A 22,058-nucleotide genomic window follows, 5' to 3' on the forward strand; every position below is an offset into this window, starting at 1 on the left:
TTATGGAATGCATGAGCACCATCTTGCCTGCGTTGCAGGGTAAAAACACCCCCGCGATGGCGTTACCCGGCCCACGCCGGCGTGGCCCTGGCCACCAGCGCCGCAGCATCCACCCCGCGCGGCAACGCACCATACACCCGCCTGCCAGCGCCCAGCCGGCTGCCAATGAACGCATCGCTCACCGTGGCGTTGCCCGCCTCCAGCAACAGCTTGGCCTGCAACGCCACGGCGATGTCCTCGGTCAGCTGCCGGGCGCGGTACTGGATATCACCGGTATCGGCGAAGGCGCCCTTGAGGTTGCCGATGAACGCCGCCAGGCGTGGGTCGCCATGACCATCCCCGAGCTCAGTGAACAGTGCCTCCAGCACATCCGGCTCCTTCGACAAGGCGCGCAGCACGTCCAGACACTGCACATTGCCCGAGCCCTCCCAGGTCGAGTTGACCGGCGCCTCGCGGTACAGCCGCGGGAGGATGCTGTCCTCGACGTAGCCGGCGCCGCCCAGGCACTCGGCGGCCTCGTTGATCATCCCGGGGGCGCGCTTGCAGATCCAGTATTTGCCCACGGCTGTTACCAAGCGGGCAAAATGTGCCTGCTGCGGGTCGTCGAGCCGATCAAGCGCCTGGCCCATGCGCAGGCTCAGGGCCAATGCGGCCTCGCTTTCCAGGGCAAGGTCGGCGAGCACGTTCTGCATCAAGGGCTGTTCTGCCAGCACGCGCCCACCGACCTTGCGGTGGGCGCAGTGATGCGCGGCCTGGGTCAGGGCCTGGCGCATCAAGGCGCTGGAGCCGACCATGCAATCGAAGCGGGTCATGGCCACCATTTCGATGATGGTCGGCACGCCGCGCCCCTCCTCGCCCACCATCCAGGCCAGGGCGCCACGAAACTCCACTTCGCTGGAAGCGTTGGAACAGTTGCCGAGCTTGTTCTTCAGGCGCTGGATATAGAACTGGTTGCGGTTGTCGTCAGGGCGGTGGCGCGGCAACAGGAAGCAGCTCAGGCCCTTGTCGGTCTGCGCCAGGGTAAGGAAGGCATCGCACATCGGTGCCGAGCAGAACCATTTGTGCCCCACCAGTTCATAGGGCTGGCCCGGCCCGGGCGCGCCGACCGGGTAAGCGCGGGTGGTGTTGGCGCGCACATCGGTACCGCCCTGCTTCTCGGTCATGGCCATGCCGATCGTGACGCCGGCCTTGTGCCGGTCGCCGACATTGCGCGGGTCGTACTCGCGAGCGAGGACCTTGGGCAGCCAGTAGCCGGCCAGCTCGGGCTGCAGGCGCAGGGCTGGCACGGCGGCGAAGGTCATGGTCAGCGGGCAGCCGGTACCGGCTTCGGCCTGGCTGTGCAGGTAGGTCATCGAGGCCCGGGCCACGTGGGCACCGTCTCGTGGCTCCGCCCACGGCAACGAGGGCAGGCCATGCTCGACGGCAGTACGCATCAACTGGTGATACGCGGGATGGAATTCCACCAGGTCGATGCGGTGACCATAGCGGTCATGGCTGCTGAACTCGGGCTTGTGGGCATTGGCCAGGAAACCCGCCGCCATCAGCGGGCCACCGGCCAGGGCGCCGTAGGCGTCGATCCGCGACTCGGCCCAGCCGGCACCGAAGCGCCGCGACCACTCCTGCAAGGGCTGGTCGAGGCGGTAGAGGTTGGCACCGTCGAGGGACGGCGGCTGGTTGGTGACTTCGTGGGTTTCCGCGAACTGGTGCAGGTTCATCGTGGGCCTCCTGGATCCGTTCATGCCTGGATAACCCAGTGAAGCACCGCGGGCCGGTCAGTCAAAGTGACAAAACGGACTACATCGGGGCACCTCTGTTCAGAAGCGGTCCAGCCTCGAGGCGGCACGCGCCGGTGGAGCCTGCACCTGTGCCACCGCCAGGGGCAGCGTCAGCTCGAACCGACTGCCCAGCCCCTGCGTGGACTCATGGGACAACGTGGCGCCGATCAACTCGCTCAACTGGCGGCAGATGGACAGGCCGATCCCCAGTCCGCCATAGCGCCGGGTCATCGAACCGTCCACTTGGAAGAAGCGCTGGTACAGCACCGCCTGGTCCAGGTCGTCGAAACCGATGCCACTGTCGCTGACCGTGAGGCTCAGGGCCAGGCTGTCAGGTCCGGTACGCCGGCCACGGGCCTGCACGGTAACGCCGCCCTGGTGGGTGAACTTCAGCCCGTTGTCCACCAGGCACGCCAGGCAGCGGGCGAGCTTCTGCGCATCGCCGATCAGGCTGTCGGGCAGGTCGGCGGGGATGTCCAGGCTCAGGTACAGGCCCTTGGCCAGCGCCTGGCTGGCATAACCGGCCCGCAGTTCCTGGAGCAGGCGCCGCAGGTTGAACGCCATGCCATGGTTGCGCAGCCGCCCGGCCTGCAGTTCGGTGAGGATGAGGATATCGTCGACCATCGCCATCATGTCCTGGGCCGAGCCGGTGGCGGTACGATGGTACTGGGCCTGCTCGGCGCTCATGGGCAGGGTGTGCAGCAGCTCCAGCGAACCGATCACGCCGTTCATCGGCGTGCGCAGTTCGTGGGTCACGGTGGCGAGGAACTCGTCCTTGAGCCGGTTGCTGCGGGCCAGTTGCAGGTTCAACTGCTCAAGGGTGCGCCCGGTGTCGCGCAGGGCCTGGGCCTGCTGCTCACGCAAACTGTTGATGCGGTCGGCCAGGGCCAGCGACAACAGCGCCACCTCCAGCGCAGCGCCCAACTGACTGGCGTACATGGTGATGAACAGGTTGGGCAGGTACCCCAGCACCATCAAGGTGTTGACCAGCCCGCCGACGAGGAAGGCCGTCCAGGCGATGATGAACCAGCGCGCCACGCGCAAGCCGCGCCACCAGGCATACAACCCCGCACTGAAGATGCTCACGGTGAACAACAACGCCAGCAGCGTGGCCATGCGCAGCGCCACGCCGTAACGCAGGGTCACCGCCAGCACCATCACCAGCGCGCCGCCAGCCATCAATCCCTTCAGGAGGCGGTCGAGGCCACGGCTGAGGTTGCCCAGTTGCAGGAAGTGACGAGCAAACTGGCAGCCGAACAGCCCGGCGGCGCCGATGAAAAATGGCGTGGCGGCGTTGGCCCACCAGGGGCTGTCGGGCCAGAAGTAGGCGATGCCGGCACCATTGACCGAGACCTGATAAAGGCCGAACGAAGCGATGTAGAGGATGTAGTACAGGTAGCTGACATCACGCACGCTGAGGTAGAGGAACAGGTTGTACACCAGCATTACCAGCAGCACGCCGTAGATCATGCCCAGCACATAAAGACGCGTGGGCTGGTCTTCCATGTAGGCCTGGGCCGACCACAATGTCAGCGGCGCCTGGATCGAACCCTGGCTGTGCAGGCGCAGGTAGGCGGTCGTCGCCTGGCCGGGGCGCAGTGGCAGTTCGAACAGGTAGTTGTTCTGGCGGATCTGCCGGCTGGCATAGGGCAGGGCATCACCCGTGCGCTGGGCCAGCCGATAAGTGCCCTGGGCGTCCGGCAGATAGAGTTCCAGATGATCCAGCGGCGGGTAGGCAAGCTCCAGCAACCACTGGCGTGGTGCTGGCGAAGGTGTGGCTGCATAGGCGAGATCGACACGGAGCCAGAAAACGGAGGTCGAATAGCCGGCGTTGAGCACCTCGTCGTGATGGGCATGAAAGCGTCCGGCGAATGCGGCGGTACTGACCTGGGCGATGCTGGCGCTGCCATCGTGGTCTTCATAGACCTGCATGTAGCGGCCCAGCGGCAAGCGCCCGGTGGCGTCGTCGAATTCGACCGCTCCGGCCAGCAGGGGCAAGCAGCCCAGAAGCACAATCAGCAAATAGCGCATACAGCCCCAGCATGGCCTGTCCGGTCGCGTCGCGGTTGCCTCCCTTCCCTTTGAGACGACGTGATCCGGCAGAACCCGTTCATCGAGTTATCCGAGCACTCTAGCATAGCCTCCAGCACTGCTCAGCAGCTACTGAGAATTTCAATGCAGAGGCTCTAGAACGCACGTTTCAGAATATCCAACAAACCCAACCTGACCACTTGATCAGCAATTCTCTCGCCGCGACCGAACCGCACAAAAAGGTTTGGTGATAAGCTCGCCGACCATGAATACCTACAGCTCCCGCCCCGTTGTCCTCTGTCTCTCCGGCCACGACCCCAGTGGTGGCGCCGGGCTGCAGGCAGATATCGAAGCCCTGATCGCCCAGGGTTGTCACGCCGCACCCGCCGTGACCGCCCTGACCGTGCAGGATACCGTCAACGTTTCCGACTTCCGCGTGCTTGACCGTGAGTGGGTGCTGGCCCAGGCCAACGCCGTGCTGGCCGACTCCACGGTGGCCGCAGTGAAGCTGGGCATGCTCGGTTCGATCGAGATGGTCGACACCGTCGCCGAACTGCTGGCCGCCCACCCGCACCTGCCACTGGTCTGCGACCCGGTGCTGCGCGCCGGTGGCGGTGGCCGCCTGGGCAAGGACGAGGTCGGCTACGCGCTGCGCGAACGCCTGCTGCCGCTGGCCACCATCGCCACGCCGAACCTGCCGGAAGCACGCATTCTCGCGGAACTGCCCGAAGGCACCGCGGACGAGTGCGCCGAGAAATTGCTGCCGTTCTGTAGACACCTGTTGATTACCGGCGGTCACGGCGACGAGGTGGAAATCCACAACCGCCTGTACAGCCGCGACGGTCAGCAGCACACCTGGACCTGCCAACGCCTGCCGGGCAGCTACCACGGCTCGGGCTGCACCCTGGCCAGCGCCCTTGCCGGCCGCCTGGCCCTGGGCGAAGCATTGAGCAGCGCCGTGCACAGCGCCCTGGACTACACCTGGCGCACCCTGCGCGACGCAGAGCAGTTGGGCAAGGGCCAGTACGTGCCGCGCCGCCTGCCCCTGGATTTCTGTTCCTGACACGAGGCCATCCGATGAAGCTCCGCGGTCTGTACGCGATCACCGACAGCCAGCTGCTGGCCGGCCGTTTCCTCTCCCACGTTGAAGCGGCACTGGAAGGTGGCGTTCGTCTGCTGCAATACCGCGACAAGAGCGACGATACCGCCCACAGACTGCGCGAGGCCGAAGCGCTGAAGACGCTCTGTGAGCGTTACGGCACCGAGCTGATCATCAATGACGACGCCGAACTGGCTGCCCGCCTGGGCGTTGGCGTGCACCTCGGCCAGACCGATGGCCCGCTCACGCCGGCCCGCGCCCTGCTCGGCCGCCAGGCGATCATCGGCTCGACCTGCCACGCCAGCCTCGAGCTCGCCCAGCAGGCCGCCAACGAGGGCGCCAGCTATGTCGCCTTCGGTCGCTTCTTCAATTCCGTCACCAAACCGGGTGCGCCCGCCGCCAGCGTCGAGCTGCTGGAGCAGGCCCGCGCCCAGGTCAAGCTGCCGATCGCGGTGATCGGCGGCATCACCCTCGACAACGCCGCCCCGCTGGTCGCCCATGGCGCCGACCTGCTGGCGGTGATCCACGGCTTGTTCGGTGCCGACAGCGCGCAGGAAGTCACCCGCCGCGCCCGCGCCTTCAATGCCCTGTTCGCTTGCTGATTTCGAGAGAAGATCCCATGTCCCGTTCCGAAGCCCTGTTCGCCCAAGCCCAGAAACACATCCCCGGTGGCGTCAACTCGCCGGTGCGCGCCTTCAAGAGCGTCGGCGGCACCCCGCTGTTCTTCAAGCACGCCGAAGGCGCCTACGTCATCGATGAAGACGACAAGCGCTACGTCGACTATGTCGGTTCCTGGGGCCCGATGATCCTCGGCCATGCCCATCCGGACGTGCTGGACTCCGTACGCAAGCAGTTGGAACACGGTTTGTCCTACGGCGCGCCGACCGCCATGGAAACCGAGATGGCCGACCTGGTCTGCTCGATCGTGCCGTCGATGGAGATGGTGCGCATGGTCAGCTCCGGCACCGAAGCGACCATGAGCGCGATCCGCCTGGCCCGTGGCTACACCGGCCGTGACGCCATCATCAAGTTCGAAGGCTGCTACCACGGTCACTCCGACAGCCTGCTGGTCAAGGCCGGCTCCGGCCTGCTGACCCAGGGCGTGCCAAGCTCGGCCGGGGTGCCGGCAGACTTCGCCAAGCACACCCTGACCCTGCCGTTCAACGACATCGCCGCCGTCGAGAAGACCCTGGCCGATGTCGGCCAGACCGTGGCCTGCATCATCGTCGAGCCGGTGGCCGGCAACATGAACTGCGTGCCGCCGGCGCCGGGCTTCCTCGAAGGCCTGCGCGCATTGTGCGACAAGCACGGCGTGGTACTGATCTTCGACGAGGTGATGACCGGCTTCCGCGTCTCCCTCGGCGGTGCCCAGGGCCACTATGGCATCACCCCCGACCTGTCGACCTTCGGCAAGATCGTCGGCGGCGGCATGCCGGTCGGCTGCTTCGGCGGCAAGCGCGAGATCATGGGCTGCATCGCCCCGCTGGGCCCGGTCTACCAGGCCGGCACCCTGTCGGGCAACCCGTTGGCCATGGCCGCCGGCCTGACCACCCTGAAGCTGATCAGCCGCCCGGGCTTCCATGACGAGCTGAGTGCCTTCACCAGCCGCATGCTCGATGGCCTGCAACAGCGTGCCGACGCTGCGGGTATCCCGTTCGTTACCACCCAGGCGGGCGCCATGTTCGGCCTGTACTTCAGCGGCGCCGACGATATCGTCACCTTCGACGACGTGATGGCCAGCGATGCCGAACGCTTCAAGCGCTTCTTCCACCTGATGCTCGAAGGCGGCGTGTACCTGGCGCCAAGCGCCTTCGAGGCGGGCTTCACCTCCATCGCCCATGGCGACAAGGAACTGCAGATCACCCTGGATGCGGCCGAGCGGGCATTTGCCAAGCTGAAGTAAGGGTGTTCCTGTCTCGGCCTGATCGCGGGCTTGCCCCACGATCAGGCCGGACCAAGCAAGCCTGTGAACCCCATCACAACCCGCCACGTCCCATCCTGCTGTAGAAATTCGCGTAAATCTTTGTAAGGTAGGCGCTGCTTATCCCATAATGTGCCACCAGAGACATTGGCCGTAGCTTTGCAGAGGTAAGTCGATCCCCATGAACCGCACCGGCCGCGCCCTTACCCTGGGCTGCCTGTTGCTTCTTCAGCCCCTGCTGGCCTTGGCGGAGGGCGGTAATTCGTTGCTGATTCCAACGACGGGCCGCTGCGCCCTCGATACCGCGCCCGAAGACCTGCCCAATGCCCTGAAGGCCTGCGAGCAGACCGCGCAGTCAGGGGACGCCGAAGCGCAGTACGAGCTGGGCGAGTTCTACTACAGCGGCACACCGCGTCAACTCGACAACGCGCTCAAATGGTTCGAGAAAGCCTCGCTGCAAGGCCAGGCGCAAGCACAGTACCGCCTCGGCTCGATGTTCTTCCACGGTGAAGGGGTCAAGGCCAACAACGTGCAAGCCTACATCCTGCTCAAGATCGCCGCAGTCAACGGTGCCGAAGACGCCCTGGACATGGCCGACGAAGTCACCGAGCAAATGCCCCGCGACGAGCTCGAACACGCCACCCAGGTACTCGGCCAGATCTTCCGCAAATACCTGCTGGAACTGCAGAACGCCGAAGGACGCACGCCCTTCTCCCCGCTTCCCTGAACCGTTGCCCGGCCCGGCGCTGGCCCCGGCATCATCGATTCGTCAACTTGCCCTGCCATGCTTGACGCACAGATCGGACGCTTCCCAGCGACCCTTGATCGTTTCAGTGCTTTCGCCACTGCCACTCAAGGGTTATTCTTGAGTTCACATTCATTGCCGTCGAGCGGCTAAAAACGACCTTGAACGCACCCATACAACCCCATCGCTTCATCCTCGAACCCTTCGAGGCCCACCGTTTCGCCAACCTGTGCGGCCAGTTCGACGAGCACCTGCGCCTGATCGAACAACGCCTGGCCATCGAGATCCGCAACCGCGGCAATCAGTTCGAACTGATCGGCGAACCCAAGACCACTTCCGCCGCCGAACAACTGCTGCGCCGCCTCTATCGCGAGACCAAGGCCACCGACCTGTCGCCGGAAACGGTCCACCTCTACCTTCAGGAATCGGCGGTAGAGAGCCTCGAGAACCCGGCCGTCAACGAAGTCAGCGTCTCGCTGCGCACGCGCAAGGGCAACATCCGCCCGCGCGGCGTCAACCAGCAGCGCTACGTAAAGGAAATCCTGGCCAACGACATCAACTTCGGCATCGGCCCGGCCGGTACCGGCAAGACGTACCTGGCCGTGGCCTGCGCGGTCGATGCGCTGGAGCGTGAACAGGTGCGCCGCATCCTGCTGGTGCGCCCGGCGGTCGAAGCCGGCGAAAAGCTCGGTTTCCTGCCCGGCGACCTGGCCCAGAAGATCGACCCGTACCTGCGCCCGCTCTACGACGCGCTCTACGAGATGCTTGGCTTCGAGCACGTGGCCAAGCTGATCGAGCGCCAGGTGATCGAGATCGCGCCGCTGGCCTACATGCGCGGCCGCACCCTGAACAACAGCTTCATCATCCTCGACGAGAGTCAGAACACCACGCTCGAACAGATGAAGATGTTCCTCACCCGCATCGGCTTCGGCTCGACCGCGGTGATCACCGGTGACATCACCCAGGTCGACCTGCCCCGCGGCACCAAGTCGGGCCTGGCCCATGTGATCGAGGTGCTCAAGGACGTGCCAGGCATCAGCTTCACCCATTTCCAGCCCAAGGACGTGGTACGCCACCCGTTGGTGCAGCGTATCGTCGAAGCCTACGACCGCTTCGAAGCCCGTCAGTCCAAGCCCGAGGCACCCGGCAAAGATGCTTGAACTCGACCTGCAACGGGCCACGGACGCCGCTGCCCCCGATGACGCCGCCTTCCGCCGTTGGTGCGAACTTGCCCTGCGCCAGCGCAGCGCCGACTCGGAAATGACCATCCGCCTGGTCGACGCCGCCGAAGGCCGCGAGCTGAACCACACCTACCGGCACAAGGACTACGCCACCAACGTGCTGTCCTTCCCCGCCGACGTCCCCGACGAGCTGCTCGACATCCCGTTGCTGGGCGACCTGGTGATCTGCGTGCCGGTGGTCGAGCGCGAGGCCGCCGAACAGGGCAAGTCCCTGGAGGCGCACTGGGCGCACCTGGTCATCCACGGCTGCCTGCACCTGCTCGGCTACGACCACATCGAAGACGATGAGGCCGAGGAAATGGAAGCGCTGGAACGGCAATTGCTGGCGGAACTGGGTCATCCGGACCCTTACGCCGACGACGAAACCGAAACAATCACACACTGATACTGCAAGGATCACGAGTAACCGCCATGAGCGAAGACCGATCGAGCAACGGGCAAAAGTCCTGGTTGGGTAAGCTGACCCAGGCTTTTGCCCATGAGCCGAAAAACCGCCAGGAGCTCCTCGAGCTGCTGCGCGAAGCCCATCAGAACAAGCTGCTCGACAGCGAAGCGCTGACCATCGTCGAAGGCGCCATCCAGGTCGCCGACCTGCAGGTGCGCGACATCATGGTGCCGCGTTCGCAGATGATCAGCATCAAGGCCAACCAGTCGCCCCGCGAGTTCCTGCCGGCAGTGATCGATGCCGCGCACTCGCGCTACCCGGTGATTGGCGAGAGCCACGACGATGTGCTCGGCATCCTGCTCGCCAAGGACCTGCTGCCGCTGATCCTCAAGGAGAACGGCGACAGCTTCAACATCAAGGACCTGCTGCGCCCGGCCACCTTCGTGCCCGAGTCCAAGCGCCTGAACGTGCTGCTGCGCGAGTTCCGCGCCAACCACAACCACATGGCCATCGTCATCGACGAATACGGCGGCGTGGCGGGGCTGGTGACCATCGAGGACGTGCTCGAGCAGATCGTCGGCGATATCGAGGACGAGCATGACGTCGAGGAAGACAGCTACATCAAGCCGCTGCCCAGCGGCGACTTCCTGGTCAAGGCACTGACCCCGATCGAGAACTTCAACGAGTTCTTCGACAGCGAGTTCTCCGATGACGAGTTCGATACGGTCGGCGGCCTGGTGATGAGTGCGTTCGGCCATTTGCCCAAACGTAACGAAACCACCGAGATCGGCGGCTACCGCTTCCGCATTCTCAATGCCGACAGCCGCCGGATACACTTGCTGCGCCTGACACCGATCAACCGTTAAGGACGAACATGCGCTGGATCACCCGCCCCGGCTGGCCCGGTAACCTGCTGGCCATGGCGGCCGGCGCCTCCACCCTGCTGGCCCTGGCCCCCTTCGACATCTGGCCGTTGGCCCTGCTGTCCCTCGCGCTGTTCTATGCAGGGCTGCGCGAACTGAGCCCGCGCCAGGCCCTGGGCCGGGGCTGGTGTTTCGGCTTCGGCCTCTACGGTGCCGGCACCTGGTGGATCTACGTCAGCATGAACACCTACGGCGGCGCCTCGCCGCTGCTGGCGATCCTGCTGCTACTGGCATTCTTCGCCTGCCTGGCCTTCTTCTTCGCCTTGCCCGCCTGGCTTTGGGCACGCTGGTTGCGCCGCGACGAAGCGCCGCTGGCCGACGCCTTGTGCTTTGCCGCCCTGTGGTTGCTGCAAGAGGCTTTCCGAGGCTGGTTCCTCACCGGTTTCCCGTGGCTCTACGCAGGTTACAGCCAGCTCGATGGCCCCCTCGCAGGCCTCGCGCCGCTGGGCGGCGTGTGGCTGATCTCGTTCGCCCTGGCGCTTACCGCCGCCCTGCTGTGCAACCTCCATCGCCTGCGCCAGCGCCGCTCGTTCCTGGCCATTGGAGTCGTGTTGCTGGTGGCACCATGGATCATCGGCCTGGCCCTGAAGGATCACGCCTGGACCAAGCCGGCAGGCGATCCGCTGAAGGTCGCGGCCCTGCAAGGCAACGTCGAGCAGGACCTGAAATGGGACCCGGCGCACGTCAATGCGCAACTGGCGCTGTACCGCGACATGAGCTTCAGCTCGAAACCCGTCGACCTGCTGGTCTGGCCGGAAACCGCCGTGCCGGTGCTCAAGGACCAGGCACAGGGCTACATCGACATGATGGGCAACTTTGCCGCCGAGAGGCACTCGGCACTCATCACCGGGGTACCGGTGCGGCAGATGGTCCACCACCAGCGCCGCTACTTCAACGGCATCACCGTGACCGGCGAGGGCGACGGCACCTACCTCAAGCAGAAGCTGGTGCCCTTTGGTGAGTACGTGCCATTGCAGGACATGCTGCGCGGCCTGATCGAGTTCTTCAACTTGCCGATGTCGGATTTCGCCCGTGGCCCCGAGGATCAGTCACTGCTGCAGGCCAAGGGATACCAGATCGCCCCGTACATTTGCTACGAAGTGGTCTATCCCGACTTCGCCGCGAGCCTGGCCGCACGCAGCGACCTGCTGCTGACCATCAGCAACGACACCTGGTTCGGCACCTCGATCGGCCCGCTGCAGCACCTGCAGATGGCCCAGATGCGCGCGCTGGAGGCCGGCCGCTGGATGATCCGCGCCACCAACAACGGTGTGACCGCGCTGATCGACCCGTTCGGCAGGATCACCGCGCAGGTCCCGCAGTTCCAGCGGGCCGTGCTGTATGGCGAGGTTGTGCCGATGCAGCAACTGACGCCGTACCTGCAATGGCGCTCGTGGCCGCTGGCGATCGTTTGCGTGCTGCTGCTGGGCTGGGCCTTGCTGGCCGGGCGCATCGCGCGAACCGTCTGAAGCATCCCTTGGGCCGCGTAGCGGCCCAAGTCTTAGTAGAACAGGCGATACCCCACTAACCCCACCGCCTCGTTGAGCAACTGCCCGCTCTGCCACATTGCCCGGTTTTCCGGCAGCAATCCCGCGAACGGCCGCGCATGATCGTGCCCCAGGAACCCCACCGGCGCCGGCACCACTTCGAACCCGGCCCGCTCGAAACTCCAGCGCGAGCGCTGCATGTGCCAGGCCTGCGTCACCACCACCACCCGCTTGATACCCAGCGGTTGCAACACCTTGGCGCTGAACTCGGCGTTTTCCCAGGTGGTGTGGCTGGCTTCCTCTTTCCAGGAAACCTTTACGCCAAAGTCCGCCTCGAGGCGGTCAGCCATCAGCTGGGCCTCACTGGGCGGCGTGCCATAGTGCAAGCCACCGCTGGTCAGCACCGGCAACCCTGAAGCCTTGGCCAGTTGAGCGGCGTAGCGCATGCGCTCGAGGGCAACGTAGGCTGGCTGATCAAGGCCACCCCAGGCCGGATCGCCGCGCTCCCGCCCGGCGCCGAGGACCACGATGGCGTCGGCCCTGGACGCCAGGCCTGCCCACCCCTCGAGCGCCAACGCAGGCTCTGTTTCAAGGGTTCGGGCAACTTGCTCGACCGTCAGTGGCAGGCTCATCAGCCACAAGCCACCCAGCCCCAGGGTGAAACAGGCCGCGGCCAGGCGCGGACGGCGACGGCGCCACCACCAGGCGGCCAGCAGCAACAGGAACAGGATGCCGGGCGGCATCAACCATTGTTTGATGAAAAAGCGCAGCGGCATCACACACCTCCATGGAAGGCGTGCAGCCTAAGAGGATCGGCACCGGGCCTCAAGGGCAACCGGCGCCGATCGATGCGTGCATTGCGAAAAACCGGCGCGTCGCCGCGCCTGCAACCCTGAACGGCTATCGGGACGGCAATGTCCTGGAGCTGGCTGGGGCGCCGGGGCGCCTGCGGTCCTTGAGCCAGACGATCCTGGCCGAGGACGGCTCCGGTTGCGGGTAGGCACCGGCACTGGCAAATCGGCCTTCCGGGAGGGATTCCAGGTAGGCTTTGATCACCTCGAACTCGGCATGGCTCAGGCCACGCAACTCCAGTTCGGCAGGCATCTCGTCGCGCAATCGCACGGAGGTTCTGGCGACTTCCAGTGCCAGGCCCAAACGGTCGATCAAGCGCTCGTAAAGCTCCGGTTTGCTTGCGGTTAGTTGCGACTCTCCCATCCGTTCACCTCATTGAAGGTAAGAATATCTCCCCCCACAGATGAGCTTAGCGTCACTCGTAAAAGCGGCCGGGCGCCGCGACCAACGGCCCGCGCGGCGGGCGATGCAATCAGGGTTTCCCACGATGCGCGGCGCTCATGTATGCTACGGCGTTCACTCTTGCAGATCCCGGAGTGCCGGACGCAGCGAGGTCGAGCTGCCTGGAACATGTCTCTTATCTCTCAATACAAAGTAGCCATGCACGAACAATACACGCCCCGTGATGTAGAAGCCGCCGCCCAGAATGCCTGGGACGAGCAACAATCGTTCGCTGTCACCGAACAGCCAGGCAAAGACACCTACTATTGCCTATCGATGTTCCCGTACCCGAGCGGCAAGCTACACATGGGCCACGTGCGCAACTACACCATCGGTGACGTGATCGCCCGCTACCAGCGCATGCTGGGCAAGAACGTCCTGCAACCGATGGGCTGGGACGCCTTCGGCATGCCGGCGGAAAACGCCGCGATGAAGAACAACGTCGCCCCGGCCAAGTGGACCTACGAGAACATCGACTACATGAAGACCCAGCTCAAGAGCCTGGGTCTGGCCATCGACTGGTCGCGTGAAGTCACCACCTGCAAGCCGGACTACTACCGCTGGGAGCAGTGGCTGTTCACCCGTCTGTTCGAAAAAGGCATCATCTACCGCAAGAACGGCACCGTGAACTGGGACCCGGCGGACCAGACCGTACTGGCCAACGAGCAGGTCATCGACGGCCGCGGCTGGCGCTCGGGCGCGCTGATCGAAAAGCGCGAAATCCCGATGTACTACTTCCGCATCACCGACTACGCCGACGAGCTGCTGGAAAGCCTCGACGAGCTGCCGGGCTGGCCCGAGCAGGTCAAGACCATGCAGCGCAACTGGATCGGCAAGTCCCGCGGCATGGAAGTGCAGTTCCCCTATGACCAGGCGAGCATCGGTCATGAGGGCACCCTGAAAGTCTTCACCACCCGTCCGGACACCCTGATGGGCGCCACCTACGTGGCCGTCGCCGCCGAACACCCGCTGGCCACCCAGGCCGCCCAGGGCAACGCGGCGCTGCAGGCGTTCATCGACGAGTGCAAGAGCGGCAGCGTCGCCGAGGCCGACATGGCCACGCAGGAGAAGAAGGGCATGGCCACTTCCCTGTTCGTCGAGCATCCGCTGACCGGCGAGAAGCTGCCGGTATGGGTCGCCAACTACGTGCTGATGCACTACGGCGATGGCGCTGTCATGGCCGTGCCGGCGCACGACGAGCGCGACTTCGAGTTCGCCCACAAGTACAACCTGCCAGTCAAGGCGGTGGTGCGTACCAGCGTTGGCGACGAAGTCGGCAGCGAATGGCTGGCCGCCTATGGCGAGCATGGCCAGCTGATCAACTCCGGCGAATTCGACGGCCTGGACTTCCAGGGCGCCTTCGACGCCATCGAAGCCGCGCTGATCCGCAAGGACCTCGGCAAGTCGCGCACCCAGTTCCGCCTGCGCGACTGGGGCATCAGCCGCCAGCGCTACTGGGGCTGCCCGATCCCGATCATCCACTGCCCGTCCTGCGGCGACGTGCCGGTGCCGGAAGACCAGCTGCCGGTGACCCTGCCGGAAAACGTGGTACCGGACGGTGCCGGTTCGCCCCTGGCGCGCATGCCCGAGTTCTACGAGTGCACCTGCCCGAAATGCGGCACCGCGGCCAAGCGCGAAACCGACACCATGGACACCTTCGTCGAGTCGTCCTGGTACTTCGCCCGCTACGCCTCGCCGAACTACGATAAGGGCCTGGTCGATCCGAAAGCCGCCAACCACTGGCTGCCGGTGGACCAATACATCGGCGGCATCGAGCACGCCATCCTGCACCTGCTGTATGCGCGCTTCTTCCACAAGCTGATGCGCGACGAAGGCCTGGTCACCTCCAACGAGCCGTTCAAGAACCTGCTGACCCAGGGCATGGTCGTCGCCGAAACCTACTACCGCGTCGCCAGCAACGGCGGCAAGGACTGGTTCAACCCGGCCGACGTCGAGATCGAGCGTGATGCCAAGGCCAAGATCATCGGCGCTCGCCTGAAGACCGACGGCCTGCCAGTGGAAATCGGCGGTACCGAGAAGATGTCGAAGTCGAAGAACAACGGCGTCGACCCGCAGTCGATGATCGAGCAGTACGGCGCCGATACCTGCCGCCTGTTCATGATGTTCGCCTCGCCACCCGACATGAGCCTGGAATGGTCCGACTCCGGCGTCGAAGGCGCCAGCCGCTTCCTGCGCCGCGTCTGGCGCCTGGCACAGGCCCACGTGGCCCAGGGCCTGCCGGGCACGCTGGACATCACCGCCCTGAGCGACGAGCAGAAGGTCATCCGTCGCGCCATACATGCCGCGATCAAGCAGGCCAGCACCGACGTGGGCCAGTACCACAAGTTCAACACCGCCATCGCCCAGGTGATGACCGTGATGAACGTACTGGAGAAGGCGCCACAGGCCACCACCCAGGACCGCGCCCTGCTGCAGGAGGGCCTCGAGGCCGTGACCCTGCTGCTGGCACCGATTACTCCACACATCTCCCATGAGCTGTGGAAAGCGCTGGGCCACGACCAGGCGGCGATTGACGCGGCTTGGCCGACGGTCGACGAGAGCGCACTGGTGCAGGACACCGTGACCCTGGTGGTTCAGGTCAACGGCAAGCTGCGTGGCCAGGTGGAGATGCCAGCCGCCGCCAGCCGCGAGGAAGTCGAGGCCGCTGCTCGCAACAACGAGAACGTCCTGCGCTTCACCGACGGCCTGACCATCCGCAAGGTCATCGTCGTTCCGGGCAAACTGGTCAACATCGTCGCCAACTGATGGCAACGCCCGCCTGCATATCCTGCAGGCGGGCGTAATCGGTCCACGAGGGAGCAACACACATGATCAAACGCAATCTGCTGGTAATGGGCCTGGCTGTGCTGCTCAGCGCCTGCGGTTTCCAGCTGCGCGGCACCGGCACCAACGAACTTAGCATCAAGGAAATTGACCTCGGCGCCCGCAACCAGTACGGCCCTACCGTCATGCAGCTGCGCCGCACCCTGGAAAGCAGCGGCGTGAAGGTCTCCGCCGGCGCACCCTACAAGCTGGTACTCACCAACGAGCAGGAAACCCAGCGCGCCGCAACCTACGACGGTGGCAGCCGCTCGGCCGAATATGAGCTGAACATCGTGCTCAACTACGCACTGGAAGGCCAGAACGACACACGCCTGCTCGAAGACAAACTGCAGGTGCGCAAGTACTACATTCACGACGGCAACAACATCAACGGCTCTGGCCAGGAAGCCAACCAGGTCCGCGAAGAAATGCGCCGCGATCTGGTACAAGGCATGATGGCCCGCCTGCAGCAGCTGACCCCGGAACACCTCGACGAGCTGCAGCGCAAGGCCAACGAGCGCGCCGAAGCCGAGGCTCGCGCCCTGAAGGAAGCCCAGCGCATCCAGGACGAGACGCCTCAGCAGTCGCCGCTGGAAGTCCCGGCTCCCTGAGCCTGAACGGGGCACCTGAGGTGCCCCGCCCTTCGCCATGAAGCTCTCCCCCGCCCAACTCAACAAGCACCTGCAAGGCCAGCTGGCGCCCGTCTACATCGTCAGCGGTGACGACCCGCTGCTGTGCCAGGAGGCCGCCGACGCCATCCGCGGCGCCGCGCGCCAGCAGGGCTACGATGAACGCCAGGTGTTCAGCGCCGATGCCAACTTCGACTGGGGCAACCTGCTGCTGGCCGGGGCCAGCCTGTCGTTGTTCGCCCAGCGTCGGCTGCTGGAGCTGCGCCTGCCCTCGGGCAAGCCCGGCGACAAAGGCGCTGCCGCACTGATGGAATACTGCGCCAACCCGGCCGAGGACACGCTGCTGCTGATCAGCCTGCCCAAGCTCGATGGCAGCGCGCAGAAAACCAAGTGGGGCAAGGCCTTGATCGAAGGCGCGCACTGCCAGTTCATCCAGATCTGGCCGGTGGACGCCCAGCAACTACCGCAATGGATCAACCAGCGCCTTTCCCAGGCCGGCCTGTCGGCCCAGCGTGACGCCATCGACCTGATCGCCGCCCGGGTCGAGGGCAACCTGCTGGCTGCCGCCCAGGAGATCGAGAAGCTCAAGTTGCTCGCCGAGGGCAACCAGATCACCGTCGAGACCGTTCAGGCCGCTGTCGCCGACAGCGCCCGCTTCGACGTGTTCGGGTTGGTCGATGCCATTCTCAATGGCGAAGCGGCCCATGCCCTGCGCATGCTCGAAGGACTGCGCGGCGAAGGTGTCGAGCCGCCGGTCATTCTCTGGGCCCTTGCCCGCGAACTGCGCCTGCTGGGCGGCCTCGCGCAGCAGTTCAGCCAGGGCGTGCCGCTGGACAAGGCCTTCAGCCAGGCGCGCCCGCCGGTGTGGGACAAGCGCCGCCCACTGGTGAGCAAGGCCTTGCAGCGCCTCTCTGCGCAGCGCTGGGCCATGCTTCTGCAGGATGCCCAGCGTATCGATGCACAGATCAAGGGCCAGGCCGAGGGCTCGCCGTGGACCAGTCTGGCGCGCCTGTCGCTGCTCATGGCCGGACAGCGCCTGGCGCTGCCCGCTGAATAAAGCGCCCCGCCGCCATAAACACAATCAATTGGCTCACATAGCGCTACAGGCCTACAGTGCGCCCGCAATCCAACTAGACCGGGAACCCGCCATGAGCAAGAAGCCGAAAAAGCACGGCCCCAACAAGGCCAAGTCGATCATCGCCCAACCACTGTTCCGCTGCCGCCAGGAACAGGCAGGAAAAGGCAAAGGCAGCTACCGCCGCGAAGCCTTCCAATCGAGAGATTGGGAGGCTTCCTGCTTTATGGCCGCCTGAAAAGGCATGAAATGCGCAGGCATGGTATGGTCGGCACCTGACCTGCAATTCTGGATCTGTGCATGCCCTCTCGTCTCACTCTCCGCTGGCAACCCCGCCAGCTGATCGCGGCCACAAGCTTCATCCTGCTCGTCGCCTGCGCCGAGAAACCCACCGCCGCCGATGCCCTGCCGCTGGCACCCGCCCAGCCCGCACCCGTCGTTACGCTGCCCGGCACCACGCCCGATAGCAGCAGCGAAATCCAGCCCCTGCAGACCTTCGCCCAATGGCAGGCCGGTTTCCGCGAGCAAGCCCTGCAAGCCGGGATCAGCGCCAGCCTGTTCGACCGTGCCTTCCTCGGCGTCACCCCGGACATGGACGTGATCAAGGCCGACCGCAGCCAACCGGAGTTCACCCGCCCGGTCTGGGAATACCTGGACGGTGCCCTGTCGCCGCTGCGCGTACGCAACGGCAAGAAACTGCTCGAACAGAATGCCGAGCTGCTGGCACGCATCGAGCAACGCTACGGCGTCGACCGCCAGGTGCTGGTCTCGGTGTGGGGCATGGAGAGCAACTTCGGCCAGTTCCAGGGCAGCAAGTCGGTGATCCGTTCGCTGGCCACCCTGGCCTATGAAGGCCGCCGCCCCCAGTTCGCCCAGGACCAACTGATCGCCGCCCTGCAGATCCTGCAAAACGGCGACATCCAGCCTGACGCGATGCGCGGTTCCTGGGCCGGCGCCATGGGCCAGACCCAGTTCATCCCGACCACCTACCTCACCCACGCGGTGGATTTCGACGGTGATGGTCGCCGTGACATCTGGAACAGCACCGCCGACGCCCTGGCCTCCACCGCGCACTACCTGCAGGCCTCCGGCTGGAAGCGTGGCCAGCCTTGGGGCTTCGAGGTACAAGTACCTGCCGGCTTCGACTGGTGGCTGGCCGATGGCAGCCAGCGCAAGAGCGTCAGCGAATGGTTGCAGCTGGGCGTGAAACTGCCCGCCGGCACCGCATTGCCCGCTGGCAGCAACCAGCTGTCCGCTGCCCTGCTGCTGCCCGCCGGTGCCCGTGGGCCGGCGTTCCTGGTGCTGGACAACTTCCGCGCGATCCTCAAGTACAACAACTCGTCCTCCTACGCGCTGGCGGTGAGCCTGCTGGGGGATCGCTTCTACGGTTGGGGGTTCATTGCCGGCAGCTGGCCGAAAGAAGACCTGCCGCTGAGCCGCAGCGAACGTATCGAGCTGCAGACCTTGCTCAACGCCAGTGGCCATGAGGCAGGCAATCCCGACGGGATCATCGGTGCCAATACCCGCAAGGCCATTCGCAATGCCCAGCAGGCGCAGGGCTGGCCGGCCGATGGCTATCCGACGCATAAGCTGCTCGACAGCCTGCGTCGTTAGAAAGTACTGGGGCCGCAAAGCGGCCCCAACTTTTTCAGGTCTTGAACAAGGCCTGTTCGAGCACCAGCCGCTTTTCTCCCGCTTCGAGCCTGACCCTCGCCCCCAACGGCAGGCACACATTCGGGTTGCAATGCCCGCTACGCCACCCCGCCAGAACCGGCACCCCGAGCGGACCGAAGGTATCCAGCAGCAAGGGCGTCATGGCCGCGACCGTGATCCCGGCAAAATCCCCCACCAGTACACCACGCACGCCCGCGAGCTTGCCGGCCAGGCGCAGTTGGGTCAGCAGGCGGTCGACACGATAGAGCGGCTCGTTGACGTCCTCAATGAACAGGATGCTGCCCTGGGTATCGACTTCGCCCAAGGTCGCCAATGTTGCCCCAAGCACCGACAGGTTGCCGCCAACCAACCTGCCACTGGCCACTCCGGGAATGATTCCGGTCAGCGCAAAAGCCGCCGGATGGGCAATCTCGTCCCCCGCCACTACCTGCCCGCCAAGCTGGTCGAACAATGAGCGCACGGTCGGCTCCAGCTTCGCTCCCAGCAAGTCGGCATTGAGCATCGCCCCATGGAAGGTCACCAACCCCACATGCCGGTTGATCGCCGTGTGCAACGCGGTGATATCGCTGTAGCCCACCAGTGGCTTGGGGTGACGGCGGATCAAGTCGAAGTCGATTCGGTCCAGCAGGCGCATGCTGCCGTAGCCCCCGCGCATGCACAGGATCGCGTCGATGTCCGGGGCGCGGAACGCGTCATGCAGGTCTCGCAGGCGCTGCTCGTCGCTGCCCGCCAGGTAGCCGTCCGCCTGCAGCACCCCGGGGTAGATCCGGCACTGGTGGCCACGCTTCTCGAACCATTGGCGAGCCTTGTCGGTATCCAGCCGCGCCGGGCCAGCCGGGGCGATGATGGCAAAACGGGCGTTGCCAGGCAGTGCCTTGGGCAACAGGGGTTCAGCGGTCTCCAGGCAATTCATCGCGCCACTCCTTGCAGCTCGTCGCTTGAAACATGCAGCTCAAAAAAAATGCCGATGCCGCCTTCTGGCGCGCATCGGCATATCCCGCTCAAGCCCGACTCAGAGCTTGATCTTGGCTTCGTGTGCCTGCTGGTCGGCGTGGTACGACGAGCGTACCAGAGGACCGGAGGCGACGTTCTTGAAGCCCATCTTGTAGCCTTCCTCGGCGAACCAGGCGAAGGTGTCCGGGTGCACGAAGCGCTGTACCGGCAAGTGGTTGCGCGACGGCTGCAGGTACTGGCCGAGGGTGAGCATGTCGATATCGTGCTCGCGCATGCGGTGCATCACCTCGATGACCTCTTCGTCGGTCTCGCCCAGGCCCAGCATCAGGCCGGACTTGGTCGGTACGTGCGGGACCATCTGCTTGAACTTCTGCAGCAGGTCCAGCGACCAGTCGTAGTCCGAGCCCGGGCGTGCGGCCTTGTACAGGCGCGGTACGGTCTCGAGGTTGTGGTTGAACACATCCGGCGGGGTCTGCGCGGTAATTTCCAGCGCCACGTCCATACGGCCGCGATAGTCCGGCACCAGGGTCTCAAGCTGCACGCCCGGCGACAGCGCGCGGATCTCGCGGATGCAGTCGGCGAAGTGCTGGGCACCGCCATCACGCAGGTCGTCGCGGTCCACCGAGGTGATCACCACGTACTTGAGGCGCAGGTCGGCGATGGCCACGGCCAGGTTCTTCGGCTCGTCGACATCCAGCGGCTTCGGCCGGCCGTGACCGACGTCGCAGAACGGGCAGCGGCGGGTGCAGATGTCGCCCATGATCATGAAGGTGGCGGTACCGCCAGAGAAGCACTCACCCAGGTTCGGGCAGGAGGCTTCTTCGCATACGCTGTGCAGCTTGTGCTTGCGCAGCAGTTGCTTGATGCGGTCGACTTCCGGGGAAACCGGAATGCGCACGCGGATCCAGTCGGGCTTTTTCGGCAGCTCTTCGGTGGGGATGATCTTCACCGGGATACGTGCCACTTTGTCGGCACCACGCAGCTTCACGCCGGCTTCCACTTTTTTAGGAGCAGGGCGCGGGGTGACGTCTTGCGTCGGGATCAGGTTCGGCACGGCTTCTTGCACAGTTGTCATAATCAGTCGATTCCGCCCGTCAGGGTCGTCTGCTCAGCATAGTCGAGGTGCTTGACCAGCTGTCCGCGCAGCCTTGTCCTGACCTCAATGAGTTCGATCGGACCTGCCAGGTCGCGCAGCTGGGTCATGGCCAGCCCCGCATACCCACAGGGGTTGATTCGGCGGAATGGCGCAAGGTCCATGTCCACGTTCAGGGCAAGGCCGTGGAATGAACGGCCATTGCGGATTCGAAGGCCAAGGGACGCGATCTTCGCGCCATCGACATAGACGCCCGGAGCGTCGGGTTTGGCCACCGCGTGCACGCCATAGCTGGCGAGCAGGTCGATGAGGGTCTGCTCGATGCGACTGACCAGCTCGCGCACGCCGATACTCAGGCGGCGCACGTCCAGCAGCAGGTAGGCCACCAGCTGGCCGGGGCCATGGTAGGTGACCTGGCCGCCGCGGTCGGTCTGCACCACCGGTATCTCGCCGGGGATCAGCAGGTGCTCGGCCTTGCCGGCCTGGCCCTGGGTGAACACCGGGGGATGCTCGACCAGCCAGACTTCGTCCAGGCTGTCCGGGCCGCGCTGCTCGGTAAAGCGACGCATGGCCTCCAGCACCGGTTCATAGGGCTGCAGGCCAAGATCGCGAAAACCGAGGCAGGCGGGCATCACAGCACCATTTTCACGATGCCGGTAGCGCGCAAGGCGCTGTTGATGTCGTGCAACTGGTCCTCACCGGTGGCAACGATATGCAGTTGCACCGTGGTGTACTTGCCTTCCTTGCTCTGGCGTTCGGCCAGCGTCGAGAGGTCGACCTTGGCGTACTTGCTGAGGATTTCGATTACCGTGTCCTTGAAACCGACAACGGTGTCACCGATCACCTTGATCGGGTAATCCTCGCAGGGGAATTCGATCTTGTGCGACTTGACGTCTTCTTCGCTCATGGC

The 22,058-nt window shown here is 64.9% G+C and carries 21 protein-coding genes; 13 read left to right on the forward strand and 8 right to left on the reverse strand.

Annotated features, from left to right (window positions below; genetic code table 11):
- Positions 1–62 precede the first annotated feature (62 nt).
- Positions 63–1,715: an acyl-CoA dehydrogenase family protein gene (locus tag CCOS191_RS23850; protein WP_046857264.1), complete on the reverse strand. Its 1,653-nt coding sequence runs from the start codon at positions 1,713–1,715 to the stop codon at positions 63–65.
- 99 nt (positions 1,716–1,814) lie between these two features.
- Positions 1,815–3,806 carry a sensor histidine kinase gene (locus CCOS191_RS23855; protein ID WP_046857265.1) on the reverse strand — a complete coding sequence of 664 codons (1,992 nt, stop codon included), beginning with the start codon at positions 3,804–3,806 and terminating at the stop codon, positions 1,815–1,817.
- Between the two features lie 265 nt (positions 3,807–4,071).
- Here CCOS191_RS23855 and CCOS191_RS23860 point away from each other — a divergent pair, with 265 nt between their 5' ends.
- From CCOS191_RS23860 to lnt, 8 genes are all read left to right on the forward strand, one after another.
- Entirely contained in the window at positions 4,072–4,869 is a 798-nt protein-coding gene (locus tag CCOS191_RS23860) for a hydroxymethylpyrimidine/phosphomethylpyrimidine kinase (RefSeq protein ID WP_046857266.1), read from the forward strand.
- A 14-nt stretch (positions 4,870–4,883) separates the two neighbouring features.
- Positions 4,884–5,507, forward strand: a complete 624-nt coding sequence (gene thiE / locus CCOS191_RS23865; protein ID WP_046857267.1) for a thiamine phosphate synthase — start codon at positions 4,884–4,886, stop codon at positions 5,505–5,507.
- A gap of 17 nt (positions 5,508–5,524) precedes the next feature.
- The gene (hemL, locus tag CCOS191_RS23870) at positions 5,525–6,808 is read left to right on the forward strand and encodes a glutamate-1-semialdehyde 2,1-aminomutase (protein ID WP_038707284.1); all 1,284 of its coding nucleotides are present in this window, start codon (positions 5,525–5,527) and stop codon (positions 6,806–6,808) included.
- Between the two features lie 199 nt (positions 6,809–7,007).
- The gene (locus CCOS191_RS23875; RefSeq protein ID WP_046857268.1) at positions 7,008–7,553 is read left to right on the forward strand and encodes a tetratricopeptide repeat protein; all 546 of its coding nucleotides are present in this window, start codon (positions 7,008–7,010) and stop codon (positions 7,551–7,553) included.
- Between the two features lie 179 nt (positions 7,554–7,732).
- Positions 7,733–8,731 carry a PhoH family protein gene (locus tag CCOS191_RS23880; protein ID WP_023630354.1) on the forward strand — a complete coding sequence of 333 codons (999 nt, stop codon included), beginning with the start codon at positions 7,733–7,735 and terminating at the stop codon, positions 8,729–8,731.
- Positions 8,724–9,197 carry an rRNA maturation RNase YbeY gene (gene ybeY, locus CCOS191_RS23885; RefSeq protein ID WP_023630353.1) on the forward strand — a complete coding sequence of 158 codons (474 nt, stop codon included), beginning with the start codon at positions 8,724–8,726 and terminating at the stop codon, positions 9,195–9,197. The genes CCOS191_RS23880 and ybeY overlap by 8 nt, the downstream gene beginning before the upstream one ends.
- Positions 9,198–9,223: 26 nt before the next feature.
- Positions 9,224–10,063, forward strand: a complete 840-nt coding sequence (locus CCOS191_RS23890) for an HlyC/CorC family transporter (protein WP_023630352.1) — start codon at positions 9,224–9,226, stop codon at positions 10,061–10,063.
- An 8-nt stretch (positions 10,064–10,071) separates the two neighbouring features.
- Positions 10,072–11,589 (forward strand): apolipoprotein N-acyltransferase, encoded by a 1,518-nt coding sequence (gene lnt / locus CCOS191_RS23895; protein WP_046857269.1) that lies wholly within the window; start codon positions 10,072–10,074, stop codon positions 11,587–11,589.
- 32 nt (positions 11,590–11,621) lie between these two features.
- Here the strand turns inward: lnt and CCOS191_RS23900 are convergent, their stop codons facing one another.
- Together CCOS191_RS23900 and CCOS191_RS23905 are read right to left on the reverse strand one after the other, a co-directional pair.
- The gene (locus CCOS191_RS23900) at positions 11,622–12,383 is read right to left on the reverse strand and encodes a YdcF family protein (protein ID WP_046857270.1); all 762 of its coding nucleotides are present in this window, start codon (positions 12,381–12,383) and stop codon (positions 11,622–11,624) included.
- Positions 12,384–12,507: 124 nt separating this feature from the next.
- A complete protein-coding gene (locus tag CCOS191_RS23905; protein ID WP_046857271.1) occupies positions 12,508–12,822 on the reverse strand; it encodes a hypothetical protein in 315 nt (104 codons plus the stop codon).
- A 237-nt stretch (positions 12,823–13,059) separates the two neighbouring features.
- Between CCOS191_RS23905 and leuS the strand changes: the two genes are divergently transcribed.
- The 5 genes from leuS to CCOS191_RS23930 all read left to right on the forward strand — a co-directional run bounded on the left by leuS (position 13,060) and on the right by CCOS191_RS23930 (position 19,041).
- Positions 13,060–15,666: a leucine--tRNA ligase gene (gene leuS / locus CCOS191_RS23910; protein ID WP_046857272.1), complete on the forward strand. Its 2,607-nt coding sequence runs from the start codon at positions 13,060–13,062 to the stop codon at positions 15,664–15,666.
- A 62-nt stretch (positions 15,667–15,728) separates the two neighbouring features.
- Complete coding sequence (locus CCOS191_RS23915) at positions 15,729–16,334, forward strand: LPS-assembly lipoprotein LptE (protein ID WP_046857273.1); 606 nt, start codon at positions 15,729–15,731, stop codon at positions 16,332–16,334.
- Between the two features lie 37 nt (positions 16,335–16,371).
- The gene (gene holA, locus CCOS191_RS23920; protein WP_046857274.1) at positions 16,372–17,409 is read left to right on the forward strand and encodes a DNA polymerase III subunit delta; all 1,038 of its coding nucleotides are present in this window, start codon (positions 16,372–16,374) and stop codon (positions 17,407–17,409) included.
- Between the two features lie 91 nt (positions 17,410–17,500).
- A complete protein-coding gene (gene arfA / locus CCOS191_RS23925) occupies positions 17,501–17,665 on the forward strand; it encodes an alternative ribosome rescue factor ArfA (protein WP_023630277.1) in 165 nt (54 codons plus the stop codon).
- Positions 17,666–17,727: 62 nt separating this feature from the next.
- Positions 17,728–19,041 (forward strand): lytic murein transglycosylase, encoded by a 1,314-nt coding sequence (locus CCOS191_RS23930; protein ID WP_046857275.1) that lies wholly within the window; start codon positions 17,728–17,730, stop codon positions 19,039–19,041.
- Positions 19,042–19,075: 34 nt separating this feature from the next.
- Here the strand turns inward: CCOS191_RS23930 and CCOS191_RS23935 are convergent, their stop codons facing one another.
- From CCOS191_RS23935 to CCOS191_RS23950, 4 genes are all read right to left on the reverse strand, one after another.
- A complete protein-coding gene (locus tag CCOS191_RS23935) occupies positions 19,076–20,014 on the reverse strand; it encodes a S66 peptidase family protein (protein ID WP_046857276.1) in 939 nt (312 codons plus the stop codon).
- Between the two features lie 99 nt (positions 20,015–20,113).
- The gene (lipA, locus tag CCOS191_RS23940; RefSeq protein ID WP_046857277.1) at positions 20,114–21,130 is read right to left on the reverse strand and encodes a lipoyl synthase; all 1,017 of its coding nucleotides are present in this window, start codon (positions 21,128–21,130) and stop codon (positions 20,114–20,116) included.
- Between the two features lie 2 nt (positions 21,131–21,132).
- Positions 21,133–21,780 (reverse strand): lipoyl(octanoyl) transferase LipB, encoded by a 648-nt coding sequence (gene lipB / locus CCOS191_RS23945; RefSeq protein ID WP_046857278.1) that lies wholly within the window; start codon positions 21,778–21,780, stop codon positions 21,133–21,135.
- Positions 21,780–22,055 carry a DUF493 domain-containing protein gene (locus tag CCOS191_RS23950; protein ID WP_023630272.1) on the reverse strand — a complete coding sequence of 92 codons (276 nt, stop codon included), beginning with the start codon at positions 22,053–22,055 and terminating at the stop codon, positions 21,780–21,782. The genes lipB and CCOS191_RS23950 overlap by 1 nt, the downstream gene beginning before the upstream one ends.
- Positions 22,056–22,058 lie beyond the last annotated feature (3 nt).

The sequence above is a fragment of the Pseudomonas sp. CCOS 191 genome, from assembly GCF_001007005.1.
Lineage (GTDB): Bacteria > Pseudomonadota > Gammaproteobacteria > Pseudomonadales > Pseudomonadaceae > Aquipseudomonas > Aquipseudomonas soli.

Bases quoted from the DNA above. Each gene is read 5' to 3' on its own strand.
- CCOS191_RS23850 (WP_046857264.1), bottom strand. From the start codon at position 1,715: ATGAACCTGCACCAGTTCGCGGAAACCCACGAAGTCACCAACCAGCCG.
- CCOS191_RS23855 (WP_046857265.1), bottom strand. From the start codon at position 3,806: ATGCGCTATTTGCTGATTGTGCTTCTGGGCTGCTTGCCCCTGCTGGCC.
- CCOS191_RS23860 (WP_046857266.1), top strand. From the start codon at position 4,072: ATGAATACCTACAGCTCCCGCCCCGTTGTCCTCTGTCTCTCCGGCCAC.
- thiE (WP_046857267.1), top strand. From the start codon at position 4,884: ATGAAGCTCCGCGGTCTGTACGCGATCACCGACAGCCAGCTGCTGGCC.
- hemL (WP_038707284.1), top strand. From the start codon at position 5,525: ATGTCCCGTTCCGAAGCCCTGTTCGCCCAAGCCCAGAAACACATCCCC.
- CCOS191_RS23875 (WP_046857268.1), top strand. From the start codon at position 7,008: ATGAACCGCACCGGCCGCGCCCTTACCCTGGGCTGCCTGTTGCTTCTT.
- ybeY (WP_023630353.1), top strand. From the start codon at position 8,724: ATGCTTGAACTCGACCTGCAACGGGCCACGGACGCCGCTGCCCCCGAT.
- CCOS191_RS23890 (WP_023630352.1), top strand. From the start codon at position 9,224: ATGAGCGAAGACCGATCGAGCAACGGGCAAAAGTCCTGGTTGGGTAAG.
- lnt (WP_046857269.1), top strand. From the start codon at position 10,072: ATGCGCTGGATCACCCGCCCCGGCTGGCCCGGTAACCTGCTGGCCATG.
- CCOS191_RS23900 (WP_046857270.1), bottom strand. From the start codon at position 12,383: ATGCCGCTGCGCTTTTTCATCAAACAATGGTTGATGCCGCCCGGCATC.
- CCOS191_RS23905 (WP_046857271.1), bottom strand. From the start codon at position 12,822: ATGGGAGAGTCGCAACTAACCGCAAGCAAACCGGAGCTTTACGAGCGC.
- leuS (WP_046857272.1), top strand. From the start codon at position 13,060: ATGCACGAACAATACACGCCCCGTGATGTAGAAGCCGCCGCCCAGAAT.
- CCOS191_RS23915 (WP_046857273.1), top strand. From the start codon at position 15,729: ATGATCAAACGCAATCTGCTGGTAATGGGCCTGGCTGTGCTGCTCAGC.
- holA (WP_046857274.1), top strand. From the start codon at position 16,372: ATGAAGCTCTCCCCCGCCCAACTCAACAAGCACCTGCAAGGCCAGCTG.
- arfA (WP_023630277.1), top strand. From the start codon at position 17,501: ATGAGCAAGAAGCCGAAAAAGCACGGCCCCAACAAGGCCAAGTCGATC.
- CCOS191_RS23930 (WP_046857275.1), top strand. From the start codon at position 17,728: ATGCCCTCTCGTCTCACTCTCCGCTGGCAACCCCGCCAGCTGATCGCG.
- CCOS191_RS23935 (WP_046857276.1), bottom strand. From the start codon at position 20,014: ATGAATTGCCTGGAGACCGCTGAACCCCTGTTGCCCAAGGCACTGCCT.
- lipA (WP_046857277.1), bottom strand. From the start codon at position 21,130: ATGACAACTGTGCAAGAAGCCGTGCCGAACCTGATCCCGACGCAAGAC.
- lipB (WP_046857278.1), bottom strand. From the start codon at position 21,780: ATGCCCGCCTGCCTCGGTTTTCGCGATCTTGGCCTGCAGCCCTATGAA.
- CCOS191_RS23950 (WP_023630272.1), bottom strand. From the start codon at position 22,055: ATGAGCGAAGAAGACGTCAAGTCGCACAAGATCGAATTCCCCTGCGAG.